This window comes from Microbacterium sp. PMB16 (assembly GCF_051294855.1).
Taxonomy (GTDB): domain Bacteria; phylum Actinomycetota; class Actinomycetes; order Actinomycetales; family Microbacteriaceae; genus Microbacterium.
Window position 1 is genome coordinate 2,518,719 of record NZ_CP145908.1, and the last position, 26,744, is coordinate 2,545,462.

24 protein-coding genes and 1 riboswitch are annotated in these 26,744 nt (G+C 68.9%); of the genes, 7 read left to right on the plus strand and 17 right to left on the minus strand.

Translation table 11 applies throughout. The features are described 5' to 3' along the window. Nucleotides 1-15 precede the first annotated feature (15 nt). From V5D55_RS12070 to V5D55_RS12095, 6 genes are all read right to left on the minus strand, one after another. Nucleotides 16-423 carry an NUDIX hydrolase gene (locus V5D55_RS12070; protein WP_435743315.1) on the minus strand — a complete coding sequence of 136 codons (408 nt, stop codon included), beginning with the start codon at nt 421-423 and terminating at the stop codon, nt 16-18. Further along, a complete protein-coding gene (locus V5D55_RS12075; protein ID WP_435743317.1) occupies nt 416-1,780 on the minus strand; it encodes an FAD-binding oxidoreductase in 1,365 nt (454 codons plus the stop codon). The genes V5D55_RS12070 and V5D55_RS12075 overlap by 8 nt, the downstream gene beginning before the upstream one ends. 10 nt (nt 1,781-1,790) lie before the next feature. Then, entirely contained in the window at nt 1,791-2,162 is a 372-nt protein-coding gene (locus tag V5D55_RS12080; protein WP_435743319.1) for a YrdB family protein, read from the minus strand. A 9-nt stretch (nt 2,163-2,171) separates the two neighbouring features. Further along, complete coding sequence (locus V5D55_RS12085; RefSeq protein WP_435743321.1) at nt 2,172-4,313, minus strand: sigma-70 family RNA polymerase sigma factor; 2,142 nt, start codon at nt 4,311-4,313, stop codon at nt 2,172-2,174. A 466-nt stretch (nt 4,314-4,779) separates the two neighbouring features. Beyond that, on the minus strand, nt 4,780-5,949 hold the full coding sequence (gene nagA, locus V5D55_RS12090) for an N-acetylglucosamine-6-phosphate deacetylase (protein ID WP_435743323.1): 1,170 nt from the start codon (nt 5,947-5,949) through the stop codon (nt 4,780-4,782). Next, entirely contained in the window at nt 5,946-7,457 is a 1,512-nt protein-coding gene (locus tag V5D55_RS12095) for a family 20 glycosylhydrolase (RefSeq protein ID WP_435743325.1), read from the minus strand. The genes nagA and V5D55_RS12095 overlap by 4 nt, the downstream gene beginning before the upstream one ends. 146 nt (nt 7,458-7,603) lie before the next feature. Between V5D55_RS12095 and V5D55_RS12100 the strand changes: the two genes are divergently transcribed. From V5D55_RS12100 to V5D55_RS12115, 4 genes are all read left to right on the plus strand, one after another. Continuing rightward, nucleotides 7,604-7,930: a hypothetical protein gene (locus V5D55_RS12100; protein ID WP_435743327.1), complete on the plus strand. Its 327-nt coding sequence runs from the start codon at nt 7,604-7,606 to the stop codon at nt 7,928-7,930. Then, nucleotides 7,927-8,328, plus strand: a complete 402-nt coding sequence (locus V5D55_RS12105) for a type II toxin-antitoxin system VapC family toxin (protein ID WP_435743329.1) — start codon at nt 7,927-7,929, stop codon at nt 8,326-8,328. The genes V5D55_RS12100 and V5D55_RS12105 overlap by 4 nt, the downstream gene beginning before the upstream one ends. A gap of 51 nt (nt 8,329-8,379) precedes the next feature. Continuing rightward, nucleotides 8,380-8,464: riboswitch (ZMP/ZTP riboswitch) on the plus strand. A 39-nt stretch (nt 8,465-8,503) separates the two neighbouring features. Beyond that, nucleotides 8,504-9,778: a serine hydroxymethyltransferase gene (glyA, locus tag V5D55_RS12110; RefSeq protein ID WP_435743331.1), complete on the plus strand. Its 1,275-nt coding sequence runs from the start codon at nt 8,504-8,506 to the stop codon at nt 9,776-9,778. Beyond that, entirely contained in the window at nt 9,775-10,653 is an 879-nt protein-coding gene (locus tag V5D55_RS12115) for a bifunctional methylenetetrahydrofolate dehydrogenase/methenyltetrahydrofolate cyclohydrolase (RefSeq protein ID WP_435743333.1), read from the plus strand. Before glyA ends, V5D55_RS12115 begins: the two co-directional genes overlap by 4 nt. Nucleotides 10,654-10,754: 101 nt before the next feature. On the opposite strand, the gene V5D55_RS12120 is transcribed toward V5D55_RS12115, so the two are convergent. The 9 genes from V5D55_RS12120 to V5D55_RS12160 all read right to left on the minus strand — a co-directional run bounded on the left by V5D55_RS12120 (nt 10,755) and on the right by V5D55_RS12160 (nt 19,913). After that, entirely contained in the window at nt 10,755-11,315 is a 561-nt protein-coding gene (locus tag V5D55_RS12120; RefSeq protein WP_435743335.1) for a hypothetical protein, read from the minus strand. 74 nt (nt 11,316-11,389) lie between these two features. Beyond that, nucleotides 11,390-12,112, minus strand: a complete 723-nt coding sequence (locus V5D55_RS12125; RefSeq protein WP_435743337.1) for a DUF6882 domain-containing protein — start codon at nt 12,110-12,112, stop codon at nt 11,390-11,392. A gap of 39 nt (nt 12,113-12,151) precedes the next feature. Beyond that, nucleotides 12,152-13,378 carry an MFS transporter gene (locus V5D55_RS12130; RefSeq protein WP_435743339.1) on the minus strand — a complete coding sequence of 409 codons (1,227 nt, stop codon included), beginning with the start codon at nt 13,376-13,378 and terminating at the stop codon, nt 12,152-12,154. A 93-nt stretch (nt 13,379-13,471) separates the two neighbouring features. Beyond that, nucleotides 13,472-14,272, minus strand: coding sequence for an HpcH/HpaI aldolase family protein (locus V5D55_RS12135; RefSeq protein ID WP_435743341.1), 801 nt, complete (start codon nt 14,270-14,272; stop codon nt 13,472-13,474). Then, nucleotides 14,257-15,039: a 2-keto-4-pentenoate hydratase gene (locus tag V5D55_RS12140; RefSeq protein ID WP_435749290.1), complete on the minus strand. Its 783-nt coding sequence runs from the start codon at nt 15,037-15,039 to the stop codon at nt 14,257-14,259. Before V5D55_RS12140 ends, V5D55_RS12135 begins: the two co-directional genes overlap by 16 nt. A gap of 2 nt (nt 15,040-15,041) precedes the next feature. After that, the gene (gene hpaD, locus V5D55_RS12145; RefSeq protein WP_435743343.1) at nt 15,042-16,178 is read right to left on the minus strand and encodes a 3,4-dihydroxyphenylacetate 2,3-dioxygenase; all 1,137 of its coding nucleotides are present in this window, start codon (nt 16,176-16,178) and stop codon (nt 15,042-15,044) included. A gap of 32 nt (nt 16,179-16,210) precedes the next feature. Further along, nucleotides 16,211-17,707 carry a 5-carboxymethyl-2-hydroxymuconate semialdehyde dehydrogenase gene (gene hpaE / locus V5D55_RS12150; protein WP_435743345.1) on the minus strand — a complete coding sequence of 499 codons (1,497 nt, stop codon included), beginning with the start codon at nt 17,705-17,707 and terminating at the stop codon, nt 16,211-16,213. Continuing rightward, entirely contained in the window at nt 17,704-18,390 is a 687-nt protein-coding gene (locus V5D55_RS12155) for a GntR family transcriptional regulator (protein WP_435743347.1), read from the minus strand. Before V5D55_RS12155 ends, hpaE begins: the two co-directional genes overlap by 4 nt. Then, nucleotides 18,387-19,913 (minus strand): fumarylacetoacetate hydrolase family protein, encoded by a 1,527-nt coding sequence (locus V5D55_RS12160; protein WP_435743349.1) that lies wholly within the window; start codon nt 19,911-19,913, stop codon nt 18,387-18,389. The genes V5D55_RS12155 and V5D55_RS12160 overlap by 4 nt, the downstream gene beginning before the upstream one ends. A 155-nt stretch (nt 19,914-20,068) precedes the next feature. Between V5D55_RS12160 and V5D55_RS12165 the strand changes: the two genes are divergently transcribed. Continuing rightward, nucleotides 20,069-21,451, plus strand: coding sequence for an MFS transporter (locus tag V5D55_RS12165; protein ID WP_435743351.1), 1,383 nt, complete (start codon nt 20,069-20,071; stop codon nt 21,449-21,451). A gap of 84 nt (nt 21,452-21,535) precedes the next feature. On the opposite strand, the gene V5D55_RS12170 is transcribed toward V5D55_RS12165, so the two are convergent. Beyond that, nucleotides 21,536-22,240 (minus strand): IclR family transcriptional regulator, encoded by a 705-nt coding sequence (locus tag V5D55_RS12170; RefSeq protein WP_435743353.1) that lies wholly within the window; start codon nt 22,238-22,240, stop codon nt 21,536-21,538. Nucleotides 22,241-22,383: 143 nt separating this feature from the next. Between V5D55_RS12170 and V5D55_RS12175 the strand changes: the two genes are divergently transcribed. Next, on the plus strand, nt 22,384-24,255 hold the full coding sequence (locus V5D55_RS12175; protein WP_435743355.1) for an FAD-dependent monooxygenase: 1,872 nt from the start codon (nt 22,384-22,386) through the stop codon (nt 24,253-24,255). A gap of 105 nt (nt 24,256-24,360) precedes the next feature. Then, nucleotides 24,361-24,741, plus strand: a complete 381-nt coding sequence (locus tag V5D55_RS12180; RefSeq protein ID WP_435749291.1) for a VOC family protein — start codon at nt 24,361-24,363, stop codon at nt 24,739-24,741. A 79-nt stretch (nt 24,742-24,820) separates the two neighbouring features. Here the strand turns inward: V5D55_RS12180 and V5D55_RS12185 are convergent, their stop codons facing one another. After that, nucleotides 24,821-26,575: a thiamine pyrophosphate-binding protein gene (locus V5D55_RS12185; protein ID WP_435743357.1), complete on the minus strand. Its 1,755-nt coding sequence runs from the start codon at nt 26,573-26,575 to the stop codon at nt 24,821-24,823. Between the last annotated feature and the right edge of the window lie 169 nt (nt 26,576-26,744).

Below are 26,744 nucleotides of genomic sequence, written 5' to 3' on the forward strand. Positions count from 1 at the left end.
CCTCTTCGACGGCCCTCAGAGCGAGCGAGGCGGCCAGGCGATGGGCAGCAGATGCTCGACGCTCAGCGGCGCCAGCGGCAGCGTGGCGGCATCGGCCGGGGTGATCCAGCGGAGTTCGGCCAGCTCGGCCTGAACGGTGGCCGTCGCAGGGTCGATGGAGGTCGAGAACGCCTCCGCGACGACACGGTGCCCCGGTTCGTTGGCCGCTTCGGAGATGAAGGTGCCGAGGGGGACGAGGTCTGCCTCATCGAGGTCGAGCCCGAGCTCCTCGTGCAGTTCCCGGATCAGGGTCTGCGCCGCCGACTCGCCCGGCTCTGGCTTGCCGCCCGGCTGCATGAACCGCGTCGTCCCCTGCTTGCGGACGACGAGCACACGCCCGTCGTCGTCGACGATCACGGCCGCACTCACATGGATGTCAGGCATCGGGGGCGAACACCTTCCCCGGATTGAGGATCCCGAGCGGATCGAAGACGGCGGCGATCTGGCGCTGCAGCTGCCACTGATCGTCGCCGAGCTCGTCGGCGAGCCAGCGCCGTTTCAGCACGCCGATGCCGTGCTCGCCCGTGAGAGTGCCCCCGAGGCGGATCGCGGCGCGGAACAGTTCGTCGGCGGCGGCCCACACGTGGTCGGGCGCCTCCGGCCCGTCGAACAGGAAGTTCGGATGCAGGTTGCCGTCTCCGGCATGCGCGACCGTGGGGATGGCGAGGCCGAACTCCTGCTCGATGCGGGAGATCTCGTCGAACATCGCGGGCATCGCGCTGCGGGGGACCGACACGTCTTCGATGAGCGTCGTGCCCAGAGCGGCCATCGCCGGATGCATCGAGCGGCGAATCGCGAGCAGCCGCTCGCCTTCTTCGCGATCGTGCGAGACGGTCACCACGCCCTCGTGTGCCTGCAGGATGCCGGCGATCGTGTCGGCTTCGACGACCGCGGCCGGGCCGTCGGTCTGGATCGTGAGCTGCGCGGCTCCGAGCGCGGGAGCGGGGAGGTGCAGGAGTGCGTGCACGGCGGCAAGGCTCGCGGCATCCATCAGCTCCATGATCGCGGGCTGCAGTCCGGCGGCGGTGACCGCAGCGGAGGCCGCGGCGGCGGCCCGCACCCCGGGGAAGGTGGCGGTCACCGTGCAGACATCGCCGGGCACGAGTCGGCGCAGCTTCAGCGTCGCACCGACGACGACCCCCAGCGTTCCCTCGGAGCCGATGATCAGCGAGGTGAGGTCGAGGCCGGTGACACCCTTCACGCTGCGGTGGCCGAGGTGCAGCAGCCGGCCGTCGGCGAGCACCAGATCGACGCCGAGCACCGCGTCGCGGACGACGCCGTACTTCGCGCAGAGGAGGCCGCCGGCGCCGGTGGCGATGTTGCCTCCGACGGTGGAGATGTCGCGGCTCGCCGGATCCGGCGCCCACCACACGCCGTACGGCGCGAGCTGTGCGTTGAGGTCGGCGTTCAGGATGCCGGGTTCGACCACGGCGAGCAGATCTTCGGGGCGCACCTCTCGCAGAGCGGTCATCCGCCGCGTCGAGAGCACGATCTCGCCCTCACCCGCATTGGCGGCCCCCGCGAGGCCGGTGCCGGCGCCACGGACGACCACCGGTGTGCGGGTCTCAGACGCGATGCGCATCGTCGCCTGGACGTGCGCCACGGTCTCCGCGTGCACGACAGCGAGGGGGCGGCCGACGGCGGCATGGCCGGAGCAGTCGGCCCTGGCGTCTTCGAGTGCCGCGACGCTGACGTCGACGAGGTCTCCGAGCTCCTGCTGTAGCAGCGCGAGCGTGTTCACGAGCCTGAACTCACGCCAGCGCGCGGCGGCCGCTGAGGACTCCGGCGACGATCGCCACGAGGGCGAAAGCCGAGCCGATCAGCGCCTGGCCCATGGACCACCAGGCGATCGTGACGCCGACGTAGATGAACAGCTCGACGACCGCGCGCAGGAACGGGTGCACGCGGAGAACGGGGCGGGGCGAGAGGAACACCGCCCAGAGGAGGATCACGACGATCGGAGCGCCGATGCCGAGGATCACGTTCCAGGGGAGCGTCGAACTGGCGAAACCCCAGAGGGCGAGGGATGCCACGGCGACGACCAGGACGACGACGCGAACGATGTCGAGGACGGTGATGACCGGACGCGCGACGCCGGGGACTGGTGCGGAATCCTGGGGCATGGATCCAGTCTATTCGGCGGGGACGGACTCCTCGGCCGCGGCGGGGGCGGCATCGGCGGGGGCCGGATTCGCCTCGACGACCTCGGTCGGCGCCGCGGCGGGAGCAGGCTCTGCGGGAGGCGCCGGGACCGGGGCCGGGGCGGCTGGTTCAGCCGGTGCTGCCGGTGCTGCCGGTGCGACGGGCGCCGTCGCCTCGGTCGGCGCGGCCGACTCAGCGGGCGCAGGAGCCGGCTCGACCGCGGATTCGTCTGCAGGTTCCTCGAGGGCTGTCGTGTCATCGGTCGTCGCGCTCTCGGAAGTCACGACGAGGAGCGAGTCGTTGTCGATGCCGCTGAGCGCTCGAAGCGTCGTGTCGACGGACGGGCCGGGGCCGGTGGCGAGCACGTAGCGGAAGGTGACCTTCGTGCTCGACAACCAGAAGATCTGCACGAGATCGGGACGCAGGTCGATGATGCCCGCGCCGTTGGCGTCGAGAACCACCTGGCTGCCGCCGTCTGCGCTGTCGTCGAGCAGCGCCTCCACGGTCGTACCCGGGGCGCCGGTGATCGGCACACTGAAATGGGTCTTGAGGTTCGTGTCGATCCAGATATCGGCCATCGCCCAGACGGGCGGAACGGTCGGATCCGTCGGATCTCCGGTGCCGGTCCCGGGTTCTCCCGTGCCTGGTTCTCCGGTCCCTGGTTCTCCCGTTCCGGGTTCGCCGGTGCCTGGTTCTCCCGTTCCGGGTTCGCCGGTGCCCGGTTCTCCCGTTCCCGGTTCTCCCGTTCCGGGTTCTCCCGTTCCGGGTTCGCCGGTGCCCGGTTCGCCGGTGCCCGGCTCTTCCGGGGCGACCACGACCGGCGGTGCCGGAGTCGTCGGCGGCGCGGTGACCGGTCCGGCCTGCTCCGGAGCAGGGGGCGCGGTGTTGTCCTCGATCGGGACGACAGGCTCTTTCACCGGCTCGGTGACGGGTTCGTCGATGATGATCGGCTGTTCGAGGTCGAGAGACTCGTCGGGACCGACCTCGGTGGTGATCGACGACGAGTCACTGCCTCCGGCGCTGGGCAGCGAGGTCGCAGGCTCCGCGCCCGCGAGACCGGGGATGATCGTCGCGGCGGCGACGACGCCGGCGACGACGAGTGCCGCGGAGCCGGCACCGACGAGAGCGCCCACGCCGGTGAGTACGCCTCCGGAGGCGCCAGCGCCCCCGGCGACACCTGCGCCAGCCGAACCGGCGGCCCCGCCCGAGCCGGAACCGGCGCTCGACGCTGCGGCGCCACCCGCGGCAGCACCCGCTCCCAGATCGCCGACGAAGACGCCGTTCGGGATGCTCGACGGCATGGCCGCGAGTGCCACGATCGGTGTTCCGCCGCCCTGCAGCGTCGCAAGGTATCCGGCCGCGCCGGTGACGCCCAGCACGAGCGGAAGCAGCACGAGGGCGAGGCGAGTGGAGACGTCCTTCGCCTCGGCGGCGACGATCATGCATCGCGCGCACTCGTCGAGGTGCACTTCGAGGCGCTTGTGATCGCGCGTGCCGAGGTTGCCGCGTGAGTAGGCACCGAGGTGCTCGATGGTCCACTGGCAGTCCGAACCCGCCGCTGCGCTGCGCAGATGCGCCTGGATCCATGCCTCGCGGAGTCCTTCGCGGGCGCGGAACGCCAACTGCGACACCGCACCGGACTTCATGCCGAGCAGAGGAGCCACGTCCTGGGGCTTCATCTGCTCGATCTCGGTGTACCAGAGCACCTCCTGCCAACGGGAGGGGAGGCTGCGGAACGCCTGGGAGGTGAGGCTGCGGTCGAGTGCCTCATTGGCGGCCTGATCCGTGCTGCCCGGATCGGCGACGGAGTCGAGTTCGTCGATCGCGGTCTCACGACGAGACCGTCCCCAGGCGGCTGCGGTGTTTCGGATGCTCGTGAAGAGGTAGGCGCGGAAGGAGCCGTTGGGCCCGCCGCCCTTGATGATGGCCTGATAGATGCGCGTGTACGACTCCTGAACGAGGTCGTCAGGGTCGATCGACGAGGTGATCGAACGCGCGACGGAGAGTCCGGATGGATAGTGACGTCGCCAGAGTTCTCCGAACGCCTCCGTGTCGCCCGAGCGGGTGCGGAGGATGAGATCGGCGTCGCCGATCGGTTCGTCGTTGGTCGAGTTCTCTGCGTGCACTGTCATCCATCGGTCCTGGGGCGCAGGAACGCCTCCACAGGAAGAGACGCGCGAGAGCGATTCTCATCACGCGTCTTTTCCATTCTCTCCTGAAAGTGCTTCAGAGGCCACCCCTCGCGGCAAGTCTCATCGCGAAAGATCAATCCGAAGAAATGCCAGGTCGGGTGCGATTTCAGAACGAACCTCGCAAGAAGTTCGAAGAAAATCTGAGAACTCGCGTAATGAATCGGCCGCCGCGTCGTCTCATCCCATAGAGACAGCCACACGAACTCCACCGGGGGGCGGAGTTCAGGCGCTGGTGCAGGGGAATTTGCACCGGCTGGGCGGGTCGGGAGCCTCGGGGGAGGAGTTCCCGGCCCCCCTCTCTATGAGGGGGATGAGGCCGCCGATCTGGGGAGACGCGGCCTCCCACCCCGCCAACGAACGACCGGAAGCGCAGAGCTGCGCGTCGACGCGCGAGGCGTGGCTCCTTTCAGGGCAGCCGCGGCCCCACCCATACGCGCGCGACGCGCAGTTCCGCATCCAACAGCACCGCGTCCGCGGTCATGCCGGCCTGCAGACTGCCGAGCACCGCGTCGCGGCCCACCGCTCGTGCCGGCGTCTCGGTGAGTGCGCGCACGGCCTCGGGCAGCGATGCGCCGGCCTGCACCGCCCGCTGCAGCGCCACGTCCTGCGTGAGCGTCGACCCGGCGATCGATCCGGTGTCATCCGCCCGCGCGACGCCGTTCTCGACGGTGACGCTCACCGTGCCGAGGTCGTAGTGTCCGTCGGCGCTGCCCGCGGCAGCCATCGCGTCGGTGATCAGCGCCACCCGGCCGGGAGCGGAGTCGAAGACGAGCTTGATCACGTGCGGATCCAGGTGCACGTTGTCGGCGATCGCCTCCAGCACCACACGATGGTCTGCGGCGGCGGCGAGCACCGGTCCGGGCGCGCGATGGTGGATGCCGGGCATCGCGTTGAAGGCGTGGGTGAGGATCGACGCACCGGCCTCGAACGCGGCGACGGCCATCGCAGCGTCCGCATCGGTGTGGCCGACCGCTGCCGCGGCGCCGGCGGCGACGATCTGACGGATCGCGTCGAGTCCGCCGGGCAGTTCCGGGGCGATCGTGACCTGCCGGATGGTGCCGCGGCCGGCCTCGAGCAGGCGGGCGACGTCGTCGGCCGCAGGCGCGCGCAGCAGTGACGGCTCATGCGCGCCGTGGTGCCCGGGGTCGAGGAATGGCCCTTCCAGATGGGAGCCGAGAATGTCGGCATCCGTCTCCATCAGGTCGGCGATGGTCCCGACGCTGCGCGCGAGGTCGTCGATCGTCGCCGTGACGAGCGAGATGACCGCGCGGGTCGTGCCGTGTGAGCGGTGCAGGGCGCGTCCGGTGCGGATCGCCTCCACGCCGTCGTCGAAGGCGGCGCCGGCGCCGCCGTGACCGTGGATGTCGACGAAACCGGGCGTGAGGACGGCATCGGGGCCCGCCGCCTCCACCGCGTCGATGACCTCGTCGGCCGGCGTCCAGTCAGAACCGGAGCCCCGGGCGACGACGATTCCGTGTTCGACGCGCACCCACCCGTTCTCGGTGATCTCACCGCGATCCACGATCCGAGCGGAATGGATGACCAGCGAACCGGTCGCGGAGGAATGGATGCTCAACGTTCGCTCCAGGGGATCTCGTCTGCGGGGTGGAAGTCGACCCCCTCAGCCTTCCACAGGGGCGCGAGTGCGCCGAGCCGTGAGCGGAACGACTCCCAGTTCCGCTCCGGCGCGCTCTTCGGGGACCAGCCGACCTCCGCCTGCGCCGCGGCGCGCGGGAAGACCAGTCGTTCGACATCGCCGAACGTGCGGGTGGTCTCGGACCAGAGCGGGGCCTCGACGCCGAGGATGGCGGAGTCCGGCACATCGAGCACGGCGGTCGGCTCCCACTCGTAGGCGGTGCGGACATCGATGATCGCCGCCCACGTGAGCCCGAGCGGGAAGTCCTCGGAGTACTTCATGTCGAGGTAGGTCACGTTCGCGGCTGACATGATCAGCGCGCCGCCGCGTTCGACGAAGTGCTTTCCCTCCTCGGCGTGCGTGCCCTCCGGGACCGTCTTGCCCCAGTACTGGCCGACGGTGCCCTCGGCGATGTTCGCCGCCGAGCCCATCTCGTGCCAGGCGACCGGAGTCTTTCCCGCCTCGACGACGATGGCCGTCGCGCGTTCCGCGAACAGGTCGAAGTCGGCCTGGGGAGTGCCGAGAGACTCGTCGCCGCCGATGTGGATGTACGGCCCAGGGGTCATCTCGGCGAGTTCGCGGACGACGTCGCGCACGAAGTCGTACGTGCGCTCCTCGTGGATCCGCACGCTGGAGTGCCCGACACCCCACCCGAGGTAGGTCTCGCCGGCCACGGGGAGCGGCTGTCCCAGTCGGGCGGACTCCGAGATGAGGCCGTCGTTCATGACCGGTGCCTCGACGAGCTCGGGATAGGCGACGCCGATCGCGTGCGTGTGCCCGGGCAGGTCGATCTCGGGGATCACGATCACGTGCCGCGCGGCGGCGTACGCCACGATCTCGCGGTAGTCGTCCTTCGAATAGAAGCCGCCGGGATCGCCGCCCGCCGACGTCGCCGAGGACCGCTCGGTCAGCAGTGGCCACGAGTCGATGTGCACGCGCCAGCCCTGGTCGTCGCTGAGGTGCAGGTGCAGGTGGTTGAACTTGAGTGCGCTCGTGCTGTCGATGAACTTCTTCACGTCATCGACGCCGAAGAAGTGCCGGGCCACGTCGAGCATGACGCCGCGCCTCGGGAACCGCGGAGCGTCCCGTACTTCTGCGCGGAGGAGGCCCCAGCCGCTCTCGTCCTCGCGCAGCAGCTGCAGCAGGGTCTGCACGCCGTAGAAGAGCCCGGCTTCGTCGGCGCCGACGATCACGACGCGATCGTCGACGGTGAGCGTGTAGCCCTCGGCGGCCGCGACGGTCGGGTCGATGCGGAGTTCGATCTCCGCGTCGGCCGTGGTGACGAGGGAGAGTCGGATGCCGCTGCGGCGCGCGACGGCGTCGATCAACTGTGCAGACGCGGGGGAGGAGCCGTGCACGCGCGTCGTCGCGGTGATCGGCATCCGTCCCTCTCCTGCGGCGGCTGATACGGGTGCTGGCACGAGCGGAAGGGAATGGGTAAAGACCATGAACAAAACCTACCGGGCGGTAACGTCCAGTGGAATGGGGGAAGTCGAATCGATTCTGCGAATGTCGTGAGGGTGACCCGGAGGCGACTCCGTCCGCCTGTGGACAACCTCCGCGGAGAGGCTCTCACCCTCGCTATCTTCTTCCCATGTCGACCTCGAAGATTCTGCATGCAAATCTGCATGCTAACCTCCTTCGCATGGTGGCGATTCAAGTGCGCGACGTGCCGGGCGCGATCAGAGATGATCTGATGCGCGCGGCGCGTGAGCGCGGGCAATCCCTGCAGGTGTTCCTTCGCGAAGTCCTGGAAGTCGAGGCGAGGAAGTCACGAAACCGTGAGTTCCTGCGTTCGATCGCACCGATTCCGGTCTCGGGAGAGAGATCGTCCGACCGCATCGCGGAGCTGATCCGTGAAGGTCGGGGCGAACGGGATGGCCACATCATGGACGCGCTGGGCAAGCCGGACGATTCGTGATCGTCCTCGATGCGTCGGCCGTGGTCGAGGCGATCACCGACGTCGGTGATCGGGGGCATCAGGTGCGCGAGGTCATGATGGGCGACGGCGATTGGGTGATGCCTGCGCATGGCCCGACGGAAGTCGCGAATGCTCTTCGCGGGCTCCGACTCGCCCGCCTGACGACCGACGAAGAGTTTCGTGGGCAACTCGCGCTGCTGCGGCGGATGGAACTGGTGCTGTTCCCGGTGTCGCCGTTCCTCTCGCGCATCGGCGACCTCGCCATGAATGCCACGGCCTACGACGCGGCGTATCTTGCGTTGGGGGAGGCGCTCGAAGCACGAGTGCTGACCATCGACCGCAAACTGGCCACGGTCCCGGGCACCCACGCCGACGTCCACGTCGTAGGGGTCGAGTGACGCGACGGCGCAGTCGGGGGGAGACAGCGGACAGCGCCGATCCGCTATGCTCGTAACCGTCGCAACTGGCGTCTGGGTGGACTACCACCGGGGAGCGACCGACCACGGAATTCGACCGCGCGCCTGGGCCGATCGGTACACCCTTTCGAATCCGTTGTCAGAGGAGCAAGTCATCATGACCGACCGTTACTTCAACGCCCCGCTTTCCGAGGTCGATCCCGAGATCGCACAGGTTCTGGATCGCGAACTGAAGCGTCAGCAGACGTTCCTCGAGATGATCGCATCCGAGAACTTCGTACCCGTCTCGGTGCTGCAGTCGCAGGGATCCGTGCTCACCAACAAGTACGCCGAGGGGTACCCCGGCCGCCGGTACTACGGCGGCTGCGAAGAGGTCGACGTCGCCGAGTCGCTCGCCATCGAGCGGGCGAAGAGCCTGTTCGGCTCGGAGTTCGCGAACGTCCAGCCGCACTCCGGCGCCTCCGCGAACGCCGCCGTCCTGCACGCGATCGCCCGCCCCGGCGACACGCTGCTCGGTCTCTCGCTCGACCAGGGCGGCCACCTCACGCACGGCATGAAGATCAACTTCTCCGGCCGTCTCTACGACATCGTCGCGTACGGCGTCGACCCCGAGACCTCGATCATCGACATGGACGAGGTGCGCGAGCTCGCCCTCCGGCACAAGCCGAAGGTCATCATCGCCGGCTGGTCGGCCTACCCCCGCACGCTCGACTTCGAGGCCTTCCGAGCGATCGCCGACGAGGTGGGCGCCCTCCTCTGGGTCGACATGGCCCACTTCGCCGGCCTCGTCGCCGCGGGCCTGCACCCGAACCCGGTGCCGCACGCCCACGTCGTCTCGTCGACCGTGCACAAGACCATCGGCGGCCCGCGCTCGGGCTTCATTCTCACCAACGACGCCGACATCGCGAAGAAGATCAACACCGCGGTGTTCCCGGGCCAGCAGGGCGGACCGCTCATGCACGTGATCGCCGCGAAGGCGACCGCGTTCAAGCTCGCCGCAACGCCGGAGTTCGCCGAGCGTCAGGAGCGCACGCTGCGCGGTGCCGCGCTCATCGCTGAGCGCCTCTCGCAGCAGGATGTGAAGGATGCCGGAATCGGTGTGCGCTCGGGCGGCACCGACGTGCACCTGGTGCTGGTCGACCTGCGCGACGCCGAGGTCGACGGCAAGCAGGCCGAAGACCTGCTGCACGACATCCGGATCACGGTCAACCGCAACGCCGTGCCGAACGACCCGCGTCCGCCGATGGTCACCTCGGGTCTGCGTATCGGCACGCCCGCGCTCGCCACGCGCGGTTTCGGCGACGCCGAGTTCACCGAGGTCGCCGACATCATCGCGCTGGCGCTCATCCCCGGCGCCGACGTCGAGGCCCTCCGTGCGCGCGTCGATACGCTTGCCGCCGGCTTCCCGCTCTACCCGGACCTGCAGCAGTGACCGCTGCCATCCTCGACGGCAAGGCGGCCGCGGCCGAGATCCGCGCCGAGCTCACCGAACGCGTCGCCGCGCTGAAGGCCAAGGGCATCACGCCCGGAATCGCCACAGTGCTCGTCGGGGCCGACCCGGCATCCCAGCTCTACGTGGGCATGAAGCATCGGCAGTCCGAGGCGATCGGGATGAACTCGATCCAGCGCGAGCTGCCCGCCGACGCCACGCAGGCCGACGTCGAGGCGCTGATCGACGAGCTCAACGCCGACCCGGCGTGCCACGGCTACATCGTGCAGCTCCCACTGCCGAAGCACATCGACACCGATGCGATCCTCGAGCGGATCGACCCCGCGAAGGATGCCGACGGCCTGCACCCGACCAACCTCGGGCGGCTCGTGCTGAACGTCAACGCGCCGATCCACACCCCGCTGCCGTGCACGCCGCGGGGAGTGATCGAGCTGCTGCTGCGCAACGACTACGACCTCAAGGGCAAGCACGTGGTCGTCGTCGGCCGCGGCGTCACGATCGGGCGCTCGATCGGGCTGCTTCTCACGCGGCGCGACCTCAACGCCACGGTCACGCTCACGCACACCGGAACCGTCGACATGCCGCGATACCTGCGCGAGGCCGACGTGATCGTCGCAGCGGCCGGCGTCAAGCACCTCATCCGCGCGGAGGACGTCAAGCAGGGGGCTGCGGTTCTCGACGTCGGCGTGACGCGCGAAAGCGATCCGGAGACCGGCAAGAGCCTCGTCTTCGGCGACGTGCACCCCGATGTGGCCGAGGTCGCGGGCTACCTGTCGCCCAACCCCGGCGGAGTCGGGCCGATGACCGTCGCGCTTCTCATGACGAACGTGGTCGAGGCGGCCGAACGGCTCGCCTGACGGCATCCGCGCGCGCATTTGCGCAGAACGGCACGAACCTCGCAGGGAATCAGCCGATTCCCTGCGAGGTTCGTGTCGTTCTGCGAGGTTTCTGCCGCGCCTCAGCCGAGTTCGTCGAACATGCGTCGCTGCTCGGGCGTCAGCCCATCCTTGAGCTCGTCTCGAGCGGCGGCCGTCTCGCGCGTCTCTGGAGTCGGCGATGCCGGGGCGGATGCCGCGGGCCTCGACCCGCCGCGAACACGGGCGTGCACCGCGTCGTAGACCTGCGCAGCCTTGGCGTGGAGCTTGTCGTCGATCTGGTCGTAGACGACCCAACCGACGAGAAGCAGCAGCGGCGGGATCACGTAACCCCAGAAGCTCGACGACCGCACCCCGCTCAGCCACACCGTGAGCACCCAGACGATCAGCTCGACGACATAGACGAGGACGTACTGGACGACCTTCTCGCCGGTCTTCGTGCGATCGCCGGCGGACTTCGCGGCGGACTTGCGGAACGCCGAACGCAGCAGCGGCTTGACGAAGAGCGCGGCGAGGGTGAGGATGATCGCCGCCCAGAGCGCGTTCAGGCCGACCGAGACGCCGCGCAGCAGCAGGCCGATGAGCAGCAGGACCGCGACGTTGAACACATAGAGCGATACGAACCGGACGATTCCGTTCTTCATGCGACCAGAGTCCCACATCGTGAGCGCCTCCACCGGGTTGTCGCGCTGCTCCGGCGCGGCGTGCGGCGCTGGGATCAGCCCTGCGTCTGCAGCGACCCTTCGATCCCGCTGATGCGTGCCTGCTCGTCGAAGCGGAACGTGGCCGAACCCGAGGCATCGACGACCGTGGCGCCGGAGAACGCCTCGTCGGTCCAGGTGAGCGACCAGCCGGCGAGGCGGGCGAGATCCCAGACGGACGTGCGGGCATCGTTGAGCGTGAGCCCGGACAGGATGCGCGGCAGCGCGATCACGGCATCCGACACCGCGAGCGGGGCCAGCGGGGCATCGAGCAGGAAGACCGCTCTGGTTCCGCCGCCGACCGGCGCGGAGTAGTACGGCGAGCGTCCGGTGAGCTCGACCGCGACGCCTCCGACGACGTGCGCGGCCTGTGCGATCCAGTCCTCGTCGCCGGCAGCATCCGCCGGGAACGGGACTTCGGGAGTCGTGAGGTCGGCGATGCCGTGCTCGGCACCGTACGCGTGCAGCTGCGCAGCAACACCCTGGCCGTCGCCCTGCGGGTGCGCCCAGGCCCACAGCATCGACCGCGGACCCGGAGCGATCGTCGCGATCAGGTGCGCGCGTGCGATGAGCTGGCGGGACGGGTCGGCGTTGGCCGTGAAGGTGATCGTGCCGGCTGTCATGTCCGCGTCCCACCGGTGCTCACCCAGCGCGTCGGCGGCGGAGGAGAGAGCATCCTGGCGGAGTGCGGTGAACAGGGCGGCACGGTCGGCGAGGGGCTGGAGCGCGGCGAAGGTCATGCTGACAGTCTCGCCCGTGTTGCTATGAATGCGCCAGAGTCAGGCCCTGGGTGTCAGAGCGTCGGCAGGCCTTCCCATCCGCCAGACGCTCGGCACGGCAAGCGTGGCGAGGGCGACGGAGGCGTACACGATCCCGGATGCGATCAGGACCGTCGCGGCATCCGCGTGGGTGATCAGCCAGCCGTAGATCAGTGTGCCGATCGGCACCGCCACGTAGCTGCCGAGCATGTCGTAGCTGGAGACGCGGGAGAGCTTCTCGCCCGGGATGTTCTCCATCATCGCGAGGTTCCATCCCGTGCTGAAGACCTCGACGCCGGCGCCCGCGATGAACGCTGCGATGGCGAGCAGCACGACAGCCGGGTGCAAACCGAGCACAGTGATAGGGATCGCGAAGGCTGCCATGCCCAGCATCCCGTATCGCAGCGGCCGCTTGAGCGGGAGCCACATCAGAATCAGCGTCATCAGCAGCACGCCGACGCCCTCGGCGCTCAGCACCCATCCCCAGCCGGCGATGCCGAGCAGGTCGTTGTTCTTCGCGACGTAGGGGCCGATGACGCTCCAGGCACCGACGTGGATCGCGTTCATCACCATGAAGGCCAGGACGATCGCCCAGAGCCACGAACGGCTCCAGAACTCCGTCCACCCGATGCGGAGATCGTGGAACATCGACGTGCCACCGGCGTGCCCGGGCGGCGGGAGCTTCACCAGCGCGAGCACGGGGATCGCGATCAGCCAGCCTGCCGCCTGCACGACCATGGCCCATGCGGGGCCGGCGGTGGCGACGAGGATACCCGCGATGATCGGACCCCCGATGGTGACGGCGGAGCGCACGAACGACAGCATCGCGTTCGCCTGCTGGAGATTCTCCGGATTCGTCAGCTGCGGGATGATGCCCTGCATCGCCGGGAGCACGAACGCCGTGGATGCCCCGTTCACGACCGAGAGCAGGATGAGAAGAGGCACCGTCGCCGTGCTCGTGAAGAGGAGCGCCGCCATCGCGCCGACGGTGAGGATGTCGATCATGTAGCAGGTCTGGATGATCAGCGCTCGCGGCAGCCGATCCGCCACGACACCGCCGAACAGCAGGAAGACGATGTTGCTGACGGTGAACGCGGCCAGCACGAACGACAGCGATCGGGCGTCATTGTCGATCTCGAGCACCGCGAAAGCGAGCGCGATCGACGACATCGAGCCGGTGATCATCGTGATCGCCCTGGCGAGGAAGAACCAGCGGAAGTTGCGATCCCGCATCGCCGCGATGTGCATCAGATGATCCTGTCACGGATGCGGTGTTTCGAATCGCGCGAATGGTCGAAAAACGCCTCCGGGAGCGACCAGTCGCGCGATTCGAACAGAGAGTCAGTAGCTGGCGCGCGCCGAACCGTCCGGGGTGATGAAGCGGGCGGCCAGTGCTTCGGATGCTCGGGCGAGCAGTGCCACGTCGGCTCCGACGGCCACGAAGTCGGCACCGGCGGCGATATACGCGTCGGCGGCCGAAGGGTCGAACGCGTTCACGCCGACCGGCTTGCCGGCGTCTTTGACAGCGGCGAAGACCGTCTCGACCGCGGCCACGACGTCGGAATGCGTCTGCTGTCCGAGGAGTCCCATCGACGCCGACAGGTCGGACGGGCCGACGAAGATCGCGTCGATGCCCTCGACCGCGGCGATCTCGGCGGCGGCCGCGACTCCCGCGGCGGTTTCGATCTGCACGGTGAGCGACGTGTGCCTCGCGGATTCCTGGAGATACCGGTCCACCCGGTTCCAGCGGGCGCTGCGCGCCAACGCACTGCCGACGCCGCGCACGCCCTCCGGCGGATAGCGGGTGGCGGCCACCGCGGCGCGTGCCTCGTCGGCGGACGACACCATCGGGACGATGAGGTTCTGTGCGCCGAGGTCGAGGACCTGTTTGATCGACACGGCGTCGTTGGACGGTACGCGCACGACCGGGACGATCGGATACGCCGCGACGACCTGCAGCTGCAGCAGCACGGATTCGAGCGTGTTCGCCGAGTGCTCCATGTCGATGAGGAGCCAGTCGAGCCCCGAGCCCGCGGCCACCTCGGTGACCAGGGTGCTGCCCGAGCACGCCCACATGCCGATCAGGGCGCGATCGGCGCTCGCGAGTCCCTCGCGGAACGACGGGTCTAGACGAAGCGGCATGCGATTGTTCCCATCGGTCCGTAGTCGCACAGCACCTCGTCGCCGCGCGACACCCACATCGGGCGTGTGAATGATCCTGCCAGGATGATCTCGCCGGCCTCCAGGCGCGCGCCGTGCTGGTGGAACTTGTTCGCCAACCAGGCGACGCCGGTGGCCGGGTGACCGAGCACCCCGGCGGCGACTCCGGTCTCCTCGATCTCGCCGTTCCTGGAGAGGACTCCGGGAACCCAGCGCAAGTCGATCTCGTCCGGGCGGCGGCGCTCAGTGCCCAGGATCATGGCACCGTAGGCGGCGTTGTCACTGATCGTGTCGACGATCGTGCGACCCTCGAGCTCGATGTGCGAGTTCAACACTTCGAGTGCCGGGACGGCGTAGTCGATCGCCGCGAGGGCATCCTCCAGCGTGCAGTCGGGACCTTCGAGCGGATGCTTCAGCACGAACGCGAGCTCGACCTCGATGCGCACGTTGGAGAAGTGGTCGACCGGGACTTCGGCGCCCGACTCGTAGACGGTGTCGTCGAACATCACGCCGTAGTCGGGCTCGGTGATGCCGGTGGCCTGCTGCATCGCCTTGGAGGTGAGGCCGATCTTGCGCCCGACGAGCCGTCGCCCCGCCGCGATCTGCGAGTCACGCCACACACCCTGGATCGCGTAGGAGTCCTCGATCACGGCATCCGGGTATCGGGCCGTGATGCGCGGGATCACCGAGTGCGTGCGGTCGGCCTCCGCGAGCTCCGCCGCGATCTCTGCGATGACTTCTTGCGACAGGGTCACAGTTGGTTGCCCAGCTTCTTCTCGCCCTCATCCGCACGGGTGTACGAGAACCCGTCGGCGCCGATGGTCACGGCCATCTCGGAGCTGTCGGTGCGGGCGACCACCGGCTGCGGGTTGCCGTCGAGGTCGAGCACGAGCGACGCATCGGTGTACCAGGACGGGACGACGGGGTTGCCCCACCAGTCGCGGCGCTGGTTGTCGTGCACGTCCCACGTGATCACCGGGTTGTCGGGGTCGCCGGTGTAGTAGTCCTGCGTGTACACCTCGACGCGGTGGCCGTCGGGGTCGCGCAGGTACAGGTAGAACGCGTTGCTCACGCCGTGGCGGCCGGGGCCGCGTTCGATCGCATCCGAACGGCGGAGTGCGCCGAGCTTGTCGCAGATCGCGAGGATGTTGTGCTTCTCGTGCGTCGCGAAGCAGACGTGGTGCATGCGTGGACCGTCGCCGCCGGTCATGGCGGTGTCGTGCACGGTGGGCTTGCGGCGCATCCACGCGGCGTAGACCGTGCCCTCGTCGTCCTGGATGTCTTCGGTCACGCGGAAGCCGAGGTCCTGCATGAACTTCACGGCGCGGGGAACATCGGGGGTGACCTGGTTGAAGTGGTCGAGCCGTACGAGCTCTCCGGGGATGTGGAGGTCGTAACGCCACGACATCCGCTCGACGTGGTCGGACTGGTGGAAGAACTCGATCGGGAAGCCGAGCGGGTCGACCACGCGCACCGAGTCGCCGACACCCTTCACGAATCCGTCCGGGTTGCGGCGCACATCGCAGCCGAGCTCGGTGTAGAACTCGACCGCGCGGTCGAGGTCTTCTGCGGCCCTGACCCGGTACGAGAACGCGGCGACCGCGGCGATCGGGCCCCGCCGCAGCACGAGGTTGTGGTGGATGAACTCCTCGGTCGAGCGCAGGTAGATCGCCTCGTCGTCCTCCTCGGTCACGTAGAGCCCGAGGACGTCGACGTAGAACTGGCGGGATGCCGCGAGGTCGGTGACGACGAGCTCCATGTAGGCGCAGCGCAGGATGTCGGGCGGGGTGTTCTGCGGCGTCGCGATGGGGTTCTCGGTGCGGATCGGCGCCTCCTGGGAGACGTAGTAGCCGGCAGAGGTGAGGGTCATGTCTTCGCGGTCGGTCATGTCAGCGTCCTTGCTAAGTCAGTCGAGCAACGTCAGTTCTTGCCGAAGGTCGGGTTGTGCGCGCCGCCCAGGGTGATGTGCACGCTCTGCTGATCGGTGTAGAAGTCGATCGAGCGGTAGCCGCCCTCGTGACCGAGACCGGAGGCCTTCACACCGCCGAACGGGGTGCGGAGGTCGCGCACGTTGTTGCTGTTCAGCCACACCATGCCGGCTTCGACCGACTGCGCGAAGTTGTGCGCGCGCTTCAGGTCGTTGGTCCAGATGTAGGCGGCGAGGCCGTACTTCGTGTTGTTCGCGAGCGACAGCGCCTCGTCATCGGAGTCGAACGGCGTGATCGCGACGACCGGACCGAAGATCTCCTCCTGGAAGATGCGAGCGTCGGGGGAGACGTCGGCGAACACGGTCGGTGCGACGAAGTTGCCCTCCTCGAAGCCCTCCGGGCGTCCGCCGCCCGCGACGAGGCGCCCCTCGGTCTTGCCGATCTCGACGTAGCTCATCACCTTGTCGTAGTGCTCCGGGTGTACCAGTGCGCCGACCTCGGTGGCCGGGTCGTGCGGGTAGCCGACCTTGACGCGCTTCGCCTGCGCGGCGTAACGCTCCACGAACTCCTCGTAGATCGAACGCTCGACGAGGATGCGCGATCCCGCCGTGCAGCGCTCGCCGTTGAGGGAGAAGACGCCGAAGATCGTGGCGTCGACGGCGGCCTCGAGGTCGGCATCCGCGAAGACGACGGCGGGGGACTTGCCGCCGAGCTCCATCGAGAGACCCTTGAGGAACGGAGCGGCGTTGCCGAAGATCAGCTGACCGGTCGAGCTCTCCCCGGTGAACGAGATGAGCGGGACGTCGGGGTGCTTCACCAGAGCGTCGCCGGCGTCCTCGCCGAGGCCGTTCACGAGGTTGAAGACGCCCTGCGGGAGTCCTGCCTCTTCGAAGATGCCTGCCCAGAGGGATGCCGACAGCGGCGTGAACTCGGCGGGCTTGAGCACGACGGTGTTGCCGGTCGCGAGCGCGGGGCCGAGCTTCCACGACTCGAGCATGAACGGGGTGTTCCACGGGGTGATGAGGCCGGCGACGCCGATCGGCTTGCGGTTGACGTAATTCATCTGGCGACCGGGCACCTTGAAGGCATCGTCCGACTGCGCCACGATCAGATCGGCGAAGAAGCGGAAGTTCTCGGCCGCGCGGCGGGCCTGGCCCAGCGCCTGCGTGATCGGCAGGCCGGAGTCGTACGACTCGAGCTCGGCGAGGCGGGCGTCGCGGGACTCCACGATGTCGGCGATCTTGTGCAGCACGCGGGAGCGCTCGCGTGGCAGCATCCGCGGCCACGGTCCTTCTTCGAACGCGCGCTTCGCTGCGGCCACGGCCAGCTCGATGTCGGCCTTCTTGCCGGCGGCGGCGGTCGTGTACGTCTGGTTCGTCACCGGGTCGAGGACGTCGAACGTGTCGCCGTCGACCGAGTCGACGAACGCGCCGTCGATGTAGTGCTGGATGTGGTCAGGAAGGTCGGCGGGGATGCGCGAATCGGTCATGAGGCTTCTCCTGTGGCGTGGGCGGAACGGGCGTGCAGCGCATCGAGGAACGCGTCCCTCGTGCGCCAACGGTGGTTGCGGGCGGCGAGCTCGATCTCGAGGGGCTCTGCGCCCTCGCGGATGAGTTCGAGGATCTGGGCGTGCTCGTCGACGGAGTGCTGGGCACGACCGGGCACGTAGGCGAACGTCGTGTCGCGGATGCCGGACAGTCGAGCCCACCCGCGATGCACGAGGTCGAGCAGGTGCGGGTTGGGGCACGGCTCGAAGAGCACGGAGTGGAACTGACGGTTCAGCTCGGTGAAGGCGTGCGCGTCGAAGTGCTCGAGCAGTCGCGACATCCGTTCGTTGACCTCTGCGGCCTGGGCGATCGCGTCGTCGTCGAGCAGGGGAGCGGAGAGCGCGGTGGCCGCGCCTTCGACGAGTCCGAGCGTCTGCATGGTGTGCGCGTATTCGCTCTCGTCGACGAGCGTCACCCGTGCACCGACGTTGCGCTCGAAGGTCACCAGTCCCTCGGCTTCGAGCCTGCGGATGGCCTCGCGCACCGGTACGACGCTCATGCCGAGTTCTTCGGCGATCGGGCCGAGCACGAGGCGGTATCCGGGGCCGAACGCGTGGGCCGCGATGCGCGAGCGGATCCAGGCGTACGCCTGCTCCGACTTGCTGGCCTCCGACACAGTGCTCACTTCCGGGCCTCGGCGTACCGTGCGCGCCACTCGGCGTTCATCGGGAAAAGGCCGTCGACCGGATGCCCCGCCGCCACCTGCTCGGCGATCCAGGCGTCTTCGACCTCCTGGTCGAGCGCGGCGTCGACGACCTCGTCGACGAGCGACGGCGGGATGACGATCACCCCGTCGCTGTCGCCGACGATGATGTCACCGGGCTGCACGGATGCTCCGCCGCAGGCGATCGTGACGTCGACGTCCCACGGCACGTGCTTGCGGCCGAGGACCGAGGGGTGCGCGCCCTGCGAGAAGACGGGAAGACCGATCTCGGCGACGGCGTCGAAGTCGCGCACGCCACCGTCGGTGATCACGCCGGCCGCGCCGCGAGTGCGGGCGCGCAGGGCGAGGATATCGCCGAGCGTGCCGGTCGTGGCGTCGCCGCGGGCCTCGATCACGATGATCTCGCCCTCGTTCACGGCGTCGAACGCGCGCTTCTGCGCGTTGTATCCGCCGCCGTGGGATGTGAACAGGTCTTCGCGGAAGGGCACGAAGCGCAGCGTCTTCGCGGTGCCGACGATCTTCGTACCGGCGATGTTCGCCGAGACGCCGTCGATGAAGCACGAGTGGTGTCCGCGCTTGCGCAGCTGGGCGGAGAGCCCGGCGGTTGGCGCTTCGAGGAGCTTGGCGCGGAGTTCGGGGGAGAGCCCTTCGTCTCGCTGCGCTCGCTCAGCTCCTTCGTCTCGCTGCGCTCGCTCAGGTCCTTCGTCTCGCTGCGCTCGCTCAGGAACCGGGTGGTTGGTGAGCCCTGCGGCCTCGGCCGAACCCCAGGCCTCGGTGCGCTGGAGGTCGTCCACTGCGGGGAGCGAACCGATCGCGCCGTCGAAGGGCACGTCGCCCTGCGTCACCGTCGTGACCAGGCGGCCGGTGGTCGGCGCGCCTGCGGCATCCGGGGCATCCACTTCGATCTCGACCACGTCGCCGGGGACGATCACCGATGATCCTGCCGGGGTTCCGGTGAGGATGACGTCGCCGGGCTCCAGGGTGAAGTGCTGCGAGAGGTCGGCGACGAGTTGCGCCAGCGGGAAGATGAGGCCGGCGGTCGTGTCGTCCTGGCGGAGGTCGTCGTTGACCCAGGCGCGGACGCGCAGGGCGGCGGGGTCGACGGTGCGGGCGTCGATGAGCTCCGGGCCGAGCGGCGTGTAGCCGTCGCCGCCCTTCGAGCGGACGTTGGAGCCCTTGTCGTTCGCGCGCAGGTCGTAGAGGCCGAGGTCGTTGGAGGCGGTGACCCACCCGACGTGGGCCCAGGCATCTGCGAGTGATACGCGGCGCGCGGCGGTGCCGATCACGAGCGCGATCTCACCCTCGAAGGCCAGCAGCTCGGTGCCGGCAGGGCGCTCGACGGTGCCGCCGGAGACGCCGACGGAGCTGGCCGGCTTGAAGAAGTAGGAGGGAGCAGCGGGGCGGCGTCCGCGCTGATCGGCACGAGAGGCGTAGCTCAGATGGATGGCGATGATCTTGCCGGGGCGGGTGATGGCGTCCGTCACGGTGCGCCTCCTTGCGCTCGTCTGCGTTGTCCTGCGAGACGCCTTGTGCGTCGTATTCGAAATCATATATCATCGGTTCACCCCTCGGCAAGCGGTCCGGATTCACGTCCCGCTGCACGCCGTGACAATGCGGTCACAACCAAAGGAGACACCCCATGAGTGGGCAGTCACAGGGTGGGTTCACGCCCACCGGAACCATCGCGACAGCGGCCGATCGTCGTCGCGTCGTCTTCGCCACCGTCGTCGGGACCACGGTGGAGTGGTACGACTTCTTCATCTACGCCACCGCGGTCGGCCTGGTGTTCGGGCAACTGTTCTTCTCCGGTTTCGGCAAGGATGCCGAGCAGGTCATCGCGTTCATCACGGTCGGCCTGAGCTTCCTCTTCCGGCCGTTGGGCGCGTTCCTCGCCGGTCACTTCGGCGACAAGTTCGGTCGCAAGACCGTCCTCATGTGGACGCTGATCATGATGGGCGTCGCGACCGCCCTCATCGGCATCCTGCCGACCTATGAGGCCATCGGCATGACGGCGCCGATCCTCCTCATCCTGCTGCGCATCCTCCAGGGCATCTCGGCCGGTGGCGAGTGGGGCGGCGCGGTGCTGATGGCCGTCGAACACGCCCCGCGGCAGAAGCGCGGGATCTTCGGAGCTGCCCCGCAGATCGGTGTGCCGCTCGGCCTGCTGCTCGCCTCGGGCGTGATGGCACTGATGACCGTGGTCGCTCCAGGAGACCAGTTCCTGGCCTGGGGCTGGCGCGTGCCGTTCCTGCTCAGCGTCGTGCTGATCCTGGTGGGCTACTACGTGCGCCGCAAGGTCGAGGAGAGCCCGGTGTTCGCCGAGCTCGCCGCCCGCAAGGAGAAGGCGCAGATGCCGATCGTGCAGCTGTTCCGCAAGCACGCACTGCTCGTGATCATCGCGGCACTCGTCTTCGCCGGCAACAACGCCGTCGGCTACATGACCACCGGCGGATACATCCAGGGCTACGCGACGAACCCCGAGGGCCCGATCGGCCTGCAGCGCGGTCCGGTGCTGTGGGCGGTCGCGGGCTCGGCCGTCACCTGGCTGATCACGACGCTCCTGGCGGGATGGATCTGCGACCGCATCGGCCGCCGCACGACGTACCTCATCGGCTGGGTGCTGCAGCTCGTCGGCGTGTTCACGCTCTTCCCGCTGGTCAACACCGGTGAGATCGGACTCCTCTTCGCCGGCCTCGCGATCCTGACGATCGGGCTCGGATTCACCTACGGCCCGCAGGCGGCGCTGTACACGGAGCTGTTCCCCGCCAGCATCCGCTTCTCGGGTGTGTCGATCTCGTACGCGATCGGCGCCATCGCCGGTGGGGCCTTCGCTCCGACCATCGCGACCGCGATCGTGAAGGCGACCGGCTCGACGCAGGCGGTGACCTGGTACCTCGCCGGCATGACGGTGCTCGGACTGGTCGCGACGCTGCTGCTGCGCGACCGCTCCGGCATCCCGCTCGGTCCCGACCACGAAGAGGAGCAGTCGGTCAGCCCGATCCGCGGTCTCGCGAAGGTCTGATCCGGTTCCTTTCACCGCTCCCGTGGCACTTTCTGCGGGTTGCCGCCGTGGCACCCACACGAACTGCCACGGGAGCGGTGCTGTTCAGCCGTCGAGGGCGTCGCGGATGACCGCGGCGGAGCGCTGCAGGCGCGCGGCGATCGCGGCGTCGTCGAGCGTCGTCGCGACGTGCACCACGGCGATGGCGGCGGGGCGGCGACCTCGAAGCGCGAGGGGCGCGGCCACCGACTGCACCGTCGGGATGACCTCGTCGTGGCTCGTCCCGTACCCGCGTTCACGGGTCAGATCGACATCGCGGCGCAGTTCGGCGGACGTGCCGGCGGGCCATTCGTCCACCGGGACCTGCGCGAGGATCGCCTTCCCCGGAGCGCCGATCGTGACCGGATGCCGGGCGCCAGGGCGCTGCGCGACGCTCGCGATGGCGTGCCGAGGCTCCACACTCGCCAGTGTTATGCAGTCCTCGCCGTCGAGCACCGCGAGGAAGCACGTCATGCCCAGCTCGTTCGCGATCGCAGTGAGTTCGGGGAGTGCTTCGGCCTGCAGATCGGGTGCCACACCCGCGGCGAGAGCCGCCATCCGCGCTCCCAGGCTGACCCCGCCGCCGGCGTCACGGATCACGAGGCCATGGTGTTCGAGCGTGCGCAGCAGCCGGTAGGCGATCGACCGATGAACTCCCAGGCGGGCGGCGACCTCGTCGATGGCGAGCGGACGCGCGGCATCGGCGAGGATCTCGAGGATCCGGATGCCGCGGCTCAGCGTCTGCGATGCGGGCGAGGCGTCGTCGGCCATCGGTTGCTCCTTGCGTCTGTCGGCGGTCGCGAATAAGCTGTGTTCAATAGTAGAACTGTCTGTTCGAATATAGAACACGCGAGTTCCGATGGCAAGAGCTGACGCAGCACCCCGACACCGCAGTCCGGAAGGAATCGACGACGATGCAGTTCCACCACCACGGGTACGTCTCCGGGGATCCGCGTGTGCAGGACGCCGCCGGTCTCGGAGCGGATCGACCGGCCCACCTCCCCGACGAGGTCGACGTCCTGATCGTCGGCTCCGGCCCCGCCGGGATGCTGCTCGCCGCCCAGATGTCGCAGTACCCGGGTGTCTCGACGCGCATCATCGAGAAACGTGAAGGACGGCTCGTGCTCGGCCAGGCCGACGGCATCCAGCCGCGCAGCGTCGAGACCTTCCAGGCCTTCGGCTTCGCGGAGCGCATCGTCGCCGAGGCGTACAACATCGGGTGGATGAACTTCTGGAGCCCGAACCCGGAGAACCCCCGCGAGATCGTCCGCACCACCCGCACCGCCGACTACGCGTACGACATCTGCGAGTTCCCGCACCTCATCGTCAACCAGGCGCGGGTGCTCGACTACTTCGCCGAGGCCGCAGCCGACGGCCCCGGCCGGATCACGCCCGACTACGGGGTGGAGTTCGTGGGACTCACGGTGCACGACGAGGGCGAATACCCCGTCGAAGTCCGGGTCCGCCACGTGGCGGGGGAGCGCGCAGGTGAGGAGCAGACCATCCGCGCGAAGTACGTCGCCGGGTGTGACGGCGCCCGCAGCGGGGTGCGGCAGGCGATCGGTCGCACACACGTCGGAGGCAGCGCCGCGCACGCGTGGGGCGTCATGGACGTGCTGGTGAACACCGACTTCCCGGACTGGCGCACCAAGTGCGCGATCAACTCGCAGGCGGGCAACATCCTGCACATCCCGCGCGAAGGCGGGTACCTCAGCCGGATGTACATCGACCTCGGCGAGGTCGCCGAAGACGACGATCACCGCGTGCGGCAGACGCCGATCGAGGAGATCATCCGCAAGGCCAACGACATCCTGTATCCGTACTCGATCGACGTGAAGCAGGTCGCCTGGCACAGCGTGTACGAGGTCGGGCATCGGGTGACCGACGGCTTCGACGACGTGCTCGAGGAGTCGGGGCGCACGCCGCGCGTCTTCCTCACCGGTGATGCGTGCCACACCCACAGCGCCAAGGCCGGCCAGGGCATGAACGTGTCGATGCAGGACGGGTTCAATCTCGGCTGGAAGCTCGGCTCGGTACTCACGGGCCTCGCGCCCGAGACCCTGCTGGCCACGTACGGCGCCGAGCGTCGCCCGGTCGCGCAGCAGCTGATCGACTTCGACCGTGAGTGGTCGACGCTGATGGCACGCAAGCCCGGCGAGATCTCCGACCCGACCGAGCTGGCGACCTACTACCTGGCGACCGCCGAGTTCCCCTCCGGCTTCATGACGCAGTACACGTCGTCGATGATCACCGGCTCCGAGGCGCATCAGTCGTTGGCGGTCGGGTACCCGCTGGGCAAGCGGTTCAAGTCGGCGGAAGTCATCCGTGTGGGCGACGGCAACGTGGTCCACCTCGGACACCACGCGAGGGCCGACGGACGCTGGCGCGTCTACGCCTTCGGCGACCGGACCGGCGAGGGGCTGGCCGCATGGGCGGAGCAGTCGGCGCCGCTGTTCGCGCGTTTCACGCGGGCGGATGCCGATGCCGACGCGGTCTTCGACGTGAAGGCCGTGTACCAGCAGGGATATGAGGAGATCGAGGTCACGTCGGCCCCGGCGCTGTTCCAGCCGAAGACCGGGCCGCTCGGCCTCACCGACTGGGAGAAGGTGTACGCGGCCGGGCCGTCGAAGTGGACCGAGACCGACATCTTCGAGGCGCGGGAGCTGTCGCGCGACGGTGTCGTGATCGTCGTGCGTCCGGATCAGTACGTCGCCGCGATCCTTCCACTCGACGGGGTCGACGAGCTCGCCGCGTTCCTGGACGGGGCCTTCGTTCCGGCGACCTGAACGACGCGCGGCTCGCCAGGGATGTACAAGACCCTGGCGCCGGGTGGCGCGTTCGTCGTACCGTGGTCGCGGACGGGCGACGGCGCCTGCCAGGAGGAGTGCGTGATGGACTGGAAGATCGAGCTCATCTTCGTGCCGGTGACGGATGTCGACCGTGCGAAGGACTTCTACGTGAAGGTGGGTTTCAACGCCGACCACGATCAGACACCGTTCGACGGCATGCGTTTCGTGCAGATGACCCCGCCGGGATCGGCGTGCTCGATCGCGTTCGGCACAGGACTCGGCATCGATCTCGAGCCCGGGCAGCAGAACACGATCCAGGTCGTGGTGCCCAATGCCGATGAGGCGCTCGCGCATCTGCGTGGCGTGGGCGTCGACGCGCAGGGGGTCGACGAGCAGGGCTGGGGTCGCTTCGTGACGTTCGACGACCCCGACGGCAACACCTGGACGCTGCAGGAGCTCCCGGACTACGGCGCGGCCGAGTGAGGCTTCCCGTGGCAGTTGTCGCGGGTTGAGTGACCTCGAACCCGCAGCAACTGCCACGGGAGCGGCGGATGCTGCGTCGTCAGGAGTTCACGCGGATGATCTCCTGCTGGTACGGCGCGATCACGTCGCCGGAGATGCGGAGGTCGAGCAGCAGGAAGCGGCGAGTCGCGGCATCCTCTTCCGTCCAGGTCGCCAGGCGATCCAGGTCGGCGAGCGTGCGGACCACGACGCCTTCCGCTCCGACCGCCGCGCCGAAGGCGGCGAAGTCGACCTCCGGAATGCGCATCGGTCCCTCGGCGAGCCCCTTGAGTCCGTACAGGTTCACCTCTGCGCCGTAGGCGGCATCGTTCCAGACCACGGCGATCCCGCGCCCGCCCGCCGCGCGCACGGCGGACTCGAGATCGGCGATGGCCATCAGCCCGCCGCCGTCACCCGAGGTCAGCACGACCGTGGAATCGCGCCGGGCGAGGGCGGCCCCGACGACGCTCGGCCAGCCCAGTCCGATCGACTGGAACGCGGTGCCGATCATCATCATGCGGTCGGGCGATGCGACCGGCCAGTACATGTTCGCCCAGCCGATGAAGTGTCCGCCGTCCGAGACGACCACACGATCCTCCGGCAGCAGCTCGGCGATGCGGCGGGCGGCCGATCGCGGGTCGAGGCGTCCGTCGGCGGCGAGCTCGTCACCGGCGTCGTAGGACCGGGCGGATGCCACATCGACGGTCTCGCGCCAGGGGCGGGCGGGCACAGCTTCGGAGCCGTCGGCCGACACGCCGCCTGAGGTCGCGGCCGACCCGGCGAGTCGAGGGGTGCCTCCGAAGTTGTGCGCGCCGGCGGGGATGGGGGAAGTGGATGCTGCGCCGAGGCGCTCCGCGATGGCCTCGGCCGCGACCCGGGCGTCGGACCGGACGAACCCGCCGATGTGCGCGTGCGTGGCCGCGGGGGCGATGTCGATCTGGAACACGCGCGTCCCCGGGGCGAACAGCTCGCCGAAACGCATCGTGAACTGGTTCAACGAGGCGCCGAACACCACGGCGACGTCGGCGGTGCGGATCAGCTCCATCGCCCCGTCCGCGCCGAAGCCGCCGGTCACCCCGAGGTCGTAGCGGCCGTCGGGGAAGACCCCGCGCCCCAGCGCTGACGATGCGGTGAGGGCACCGGTGCGCTCGGCGATCTCGCCCAGTGCAGCGCTCGCGCCGGCCAGCCACGCGCCGCGGCCGGCGAGCAGGAACGGACGCTCCGCGGTGCGGAGCGCGTCGGCGATCTCGTCGAGCATGCCCTCCGCGAACTCTCCCTTGGGAGCGAGGGGCGCGGGAAGGCGGGGCGCCGGCGCGTCCGCGACGGGTCCTGCTTCGAGCGACGCGACGTCATAGGGGATCGCGAGTACCACGGGCACGCGATAGGTCAGGGCGTGCTCGATCGCGATGACGGTGGTGGCGGCAGCATCCATCTGTCCGACGGTGTACGTGCGGGCGCCGACGGCCGACGCGAGCGCAATCTGGTCGACGTCCCACGGGCGCGGTCCCGAGGTCGGCTCGTCGCCGACGACGAGCACGAGGGGGACGTGCGCCTGCACCGCCTCGGCCAGGGCGGTGAGCGTGTTCGTGAAGCCGGCGCCGTAGGTCGAAGTGCCGGCGGCGATGCGGCCGGAGGCCCGGAAGTGCGCATCGGCGGCGACGACGGCGCCCTGCTCGTGGCGGACGGCGGTGAAGACGGCATCCGTCTGCGTCTCGATCGCGTCGAGGAAGTAGGCGTTGCCGTTGCCCATCACGCCGAACACGGCATCGATGTGCTGGGCGAGTGTGAGTGCGACGTGCGCGGAGACAGTGGGCATGATGATGCCTTTCGAGACAGGGACGGAGAGTGAAGGATCCGTATGTGTCTCGCCCTCGCCACTGCGCGGGGTGCTTCGTGCCTCTTTTTCAGGCACCGGCGCGGAGGCGCCGGACTGTACGACTCTACCGCGTGCCGTCCTCGACGCGGGCCCGTCTTCGCCCGGAAAC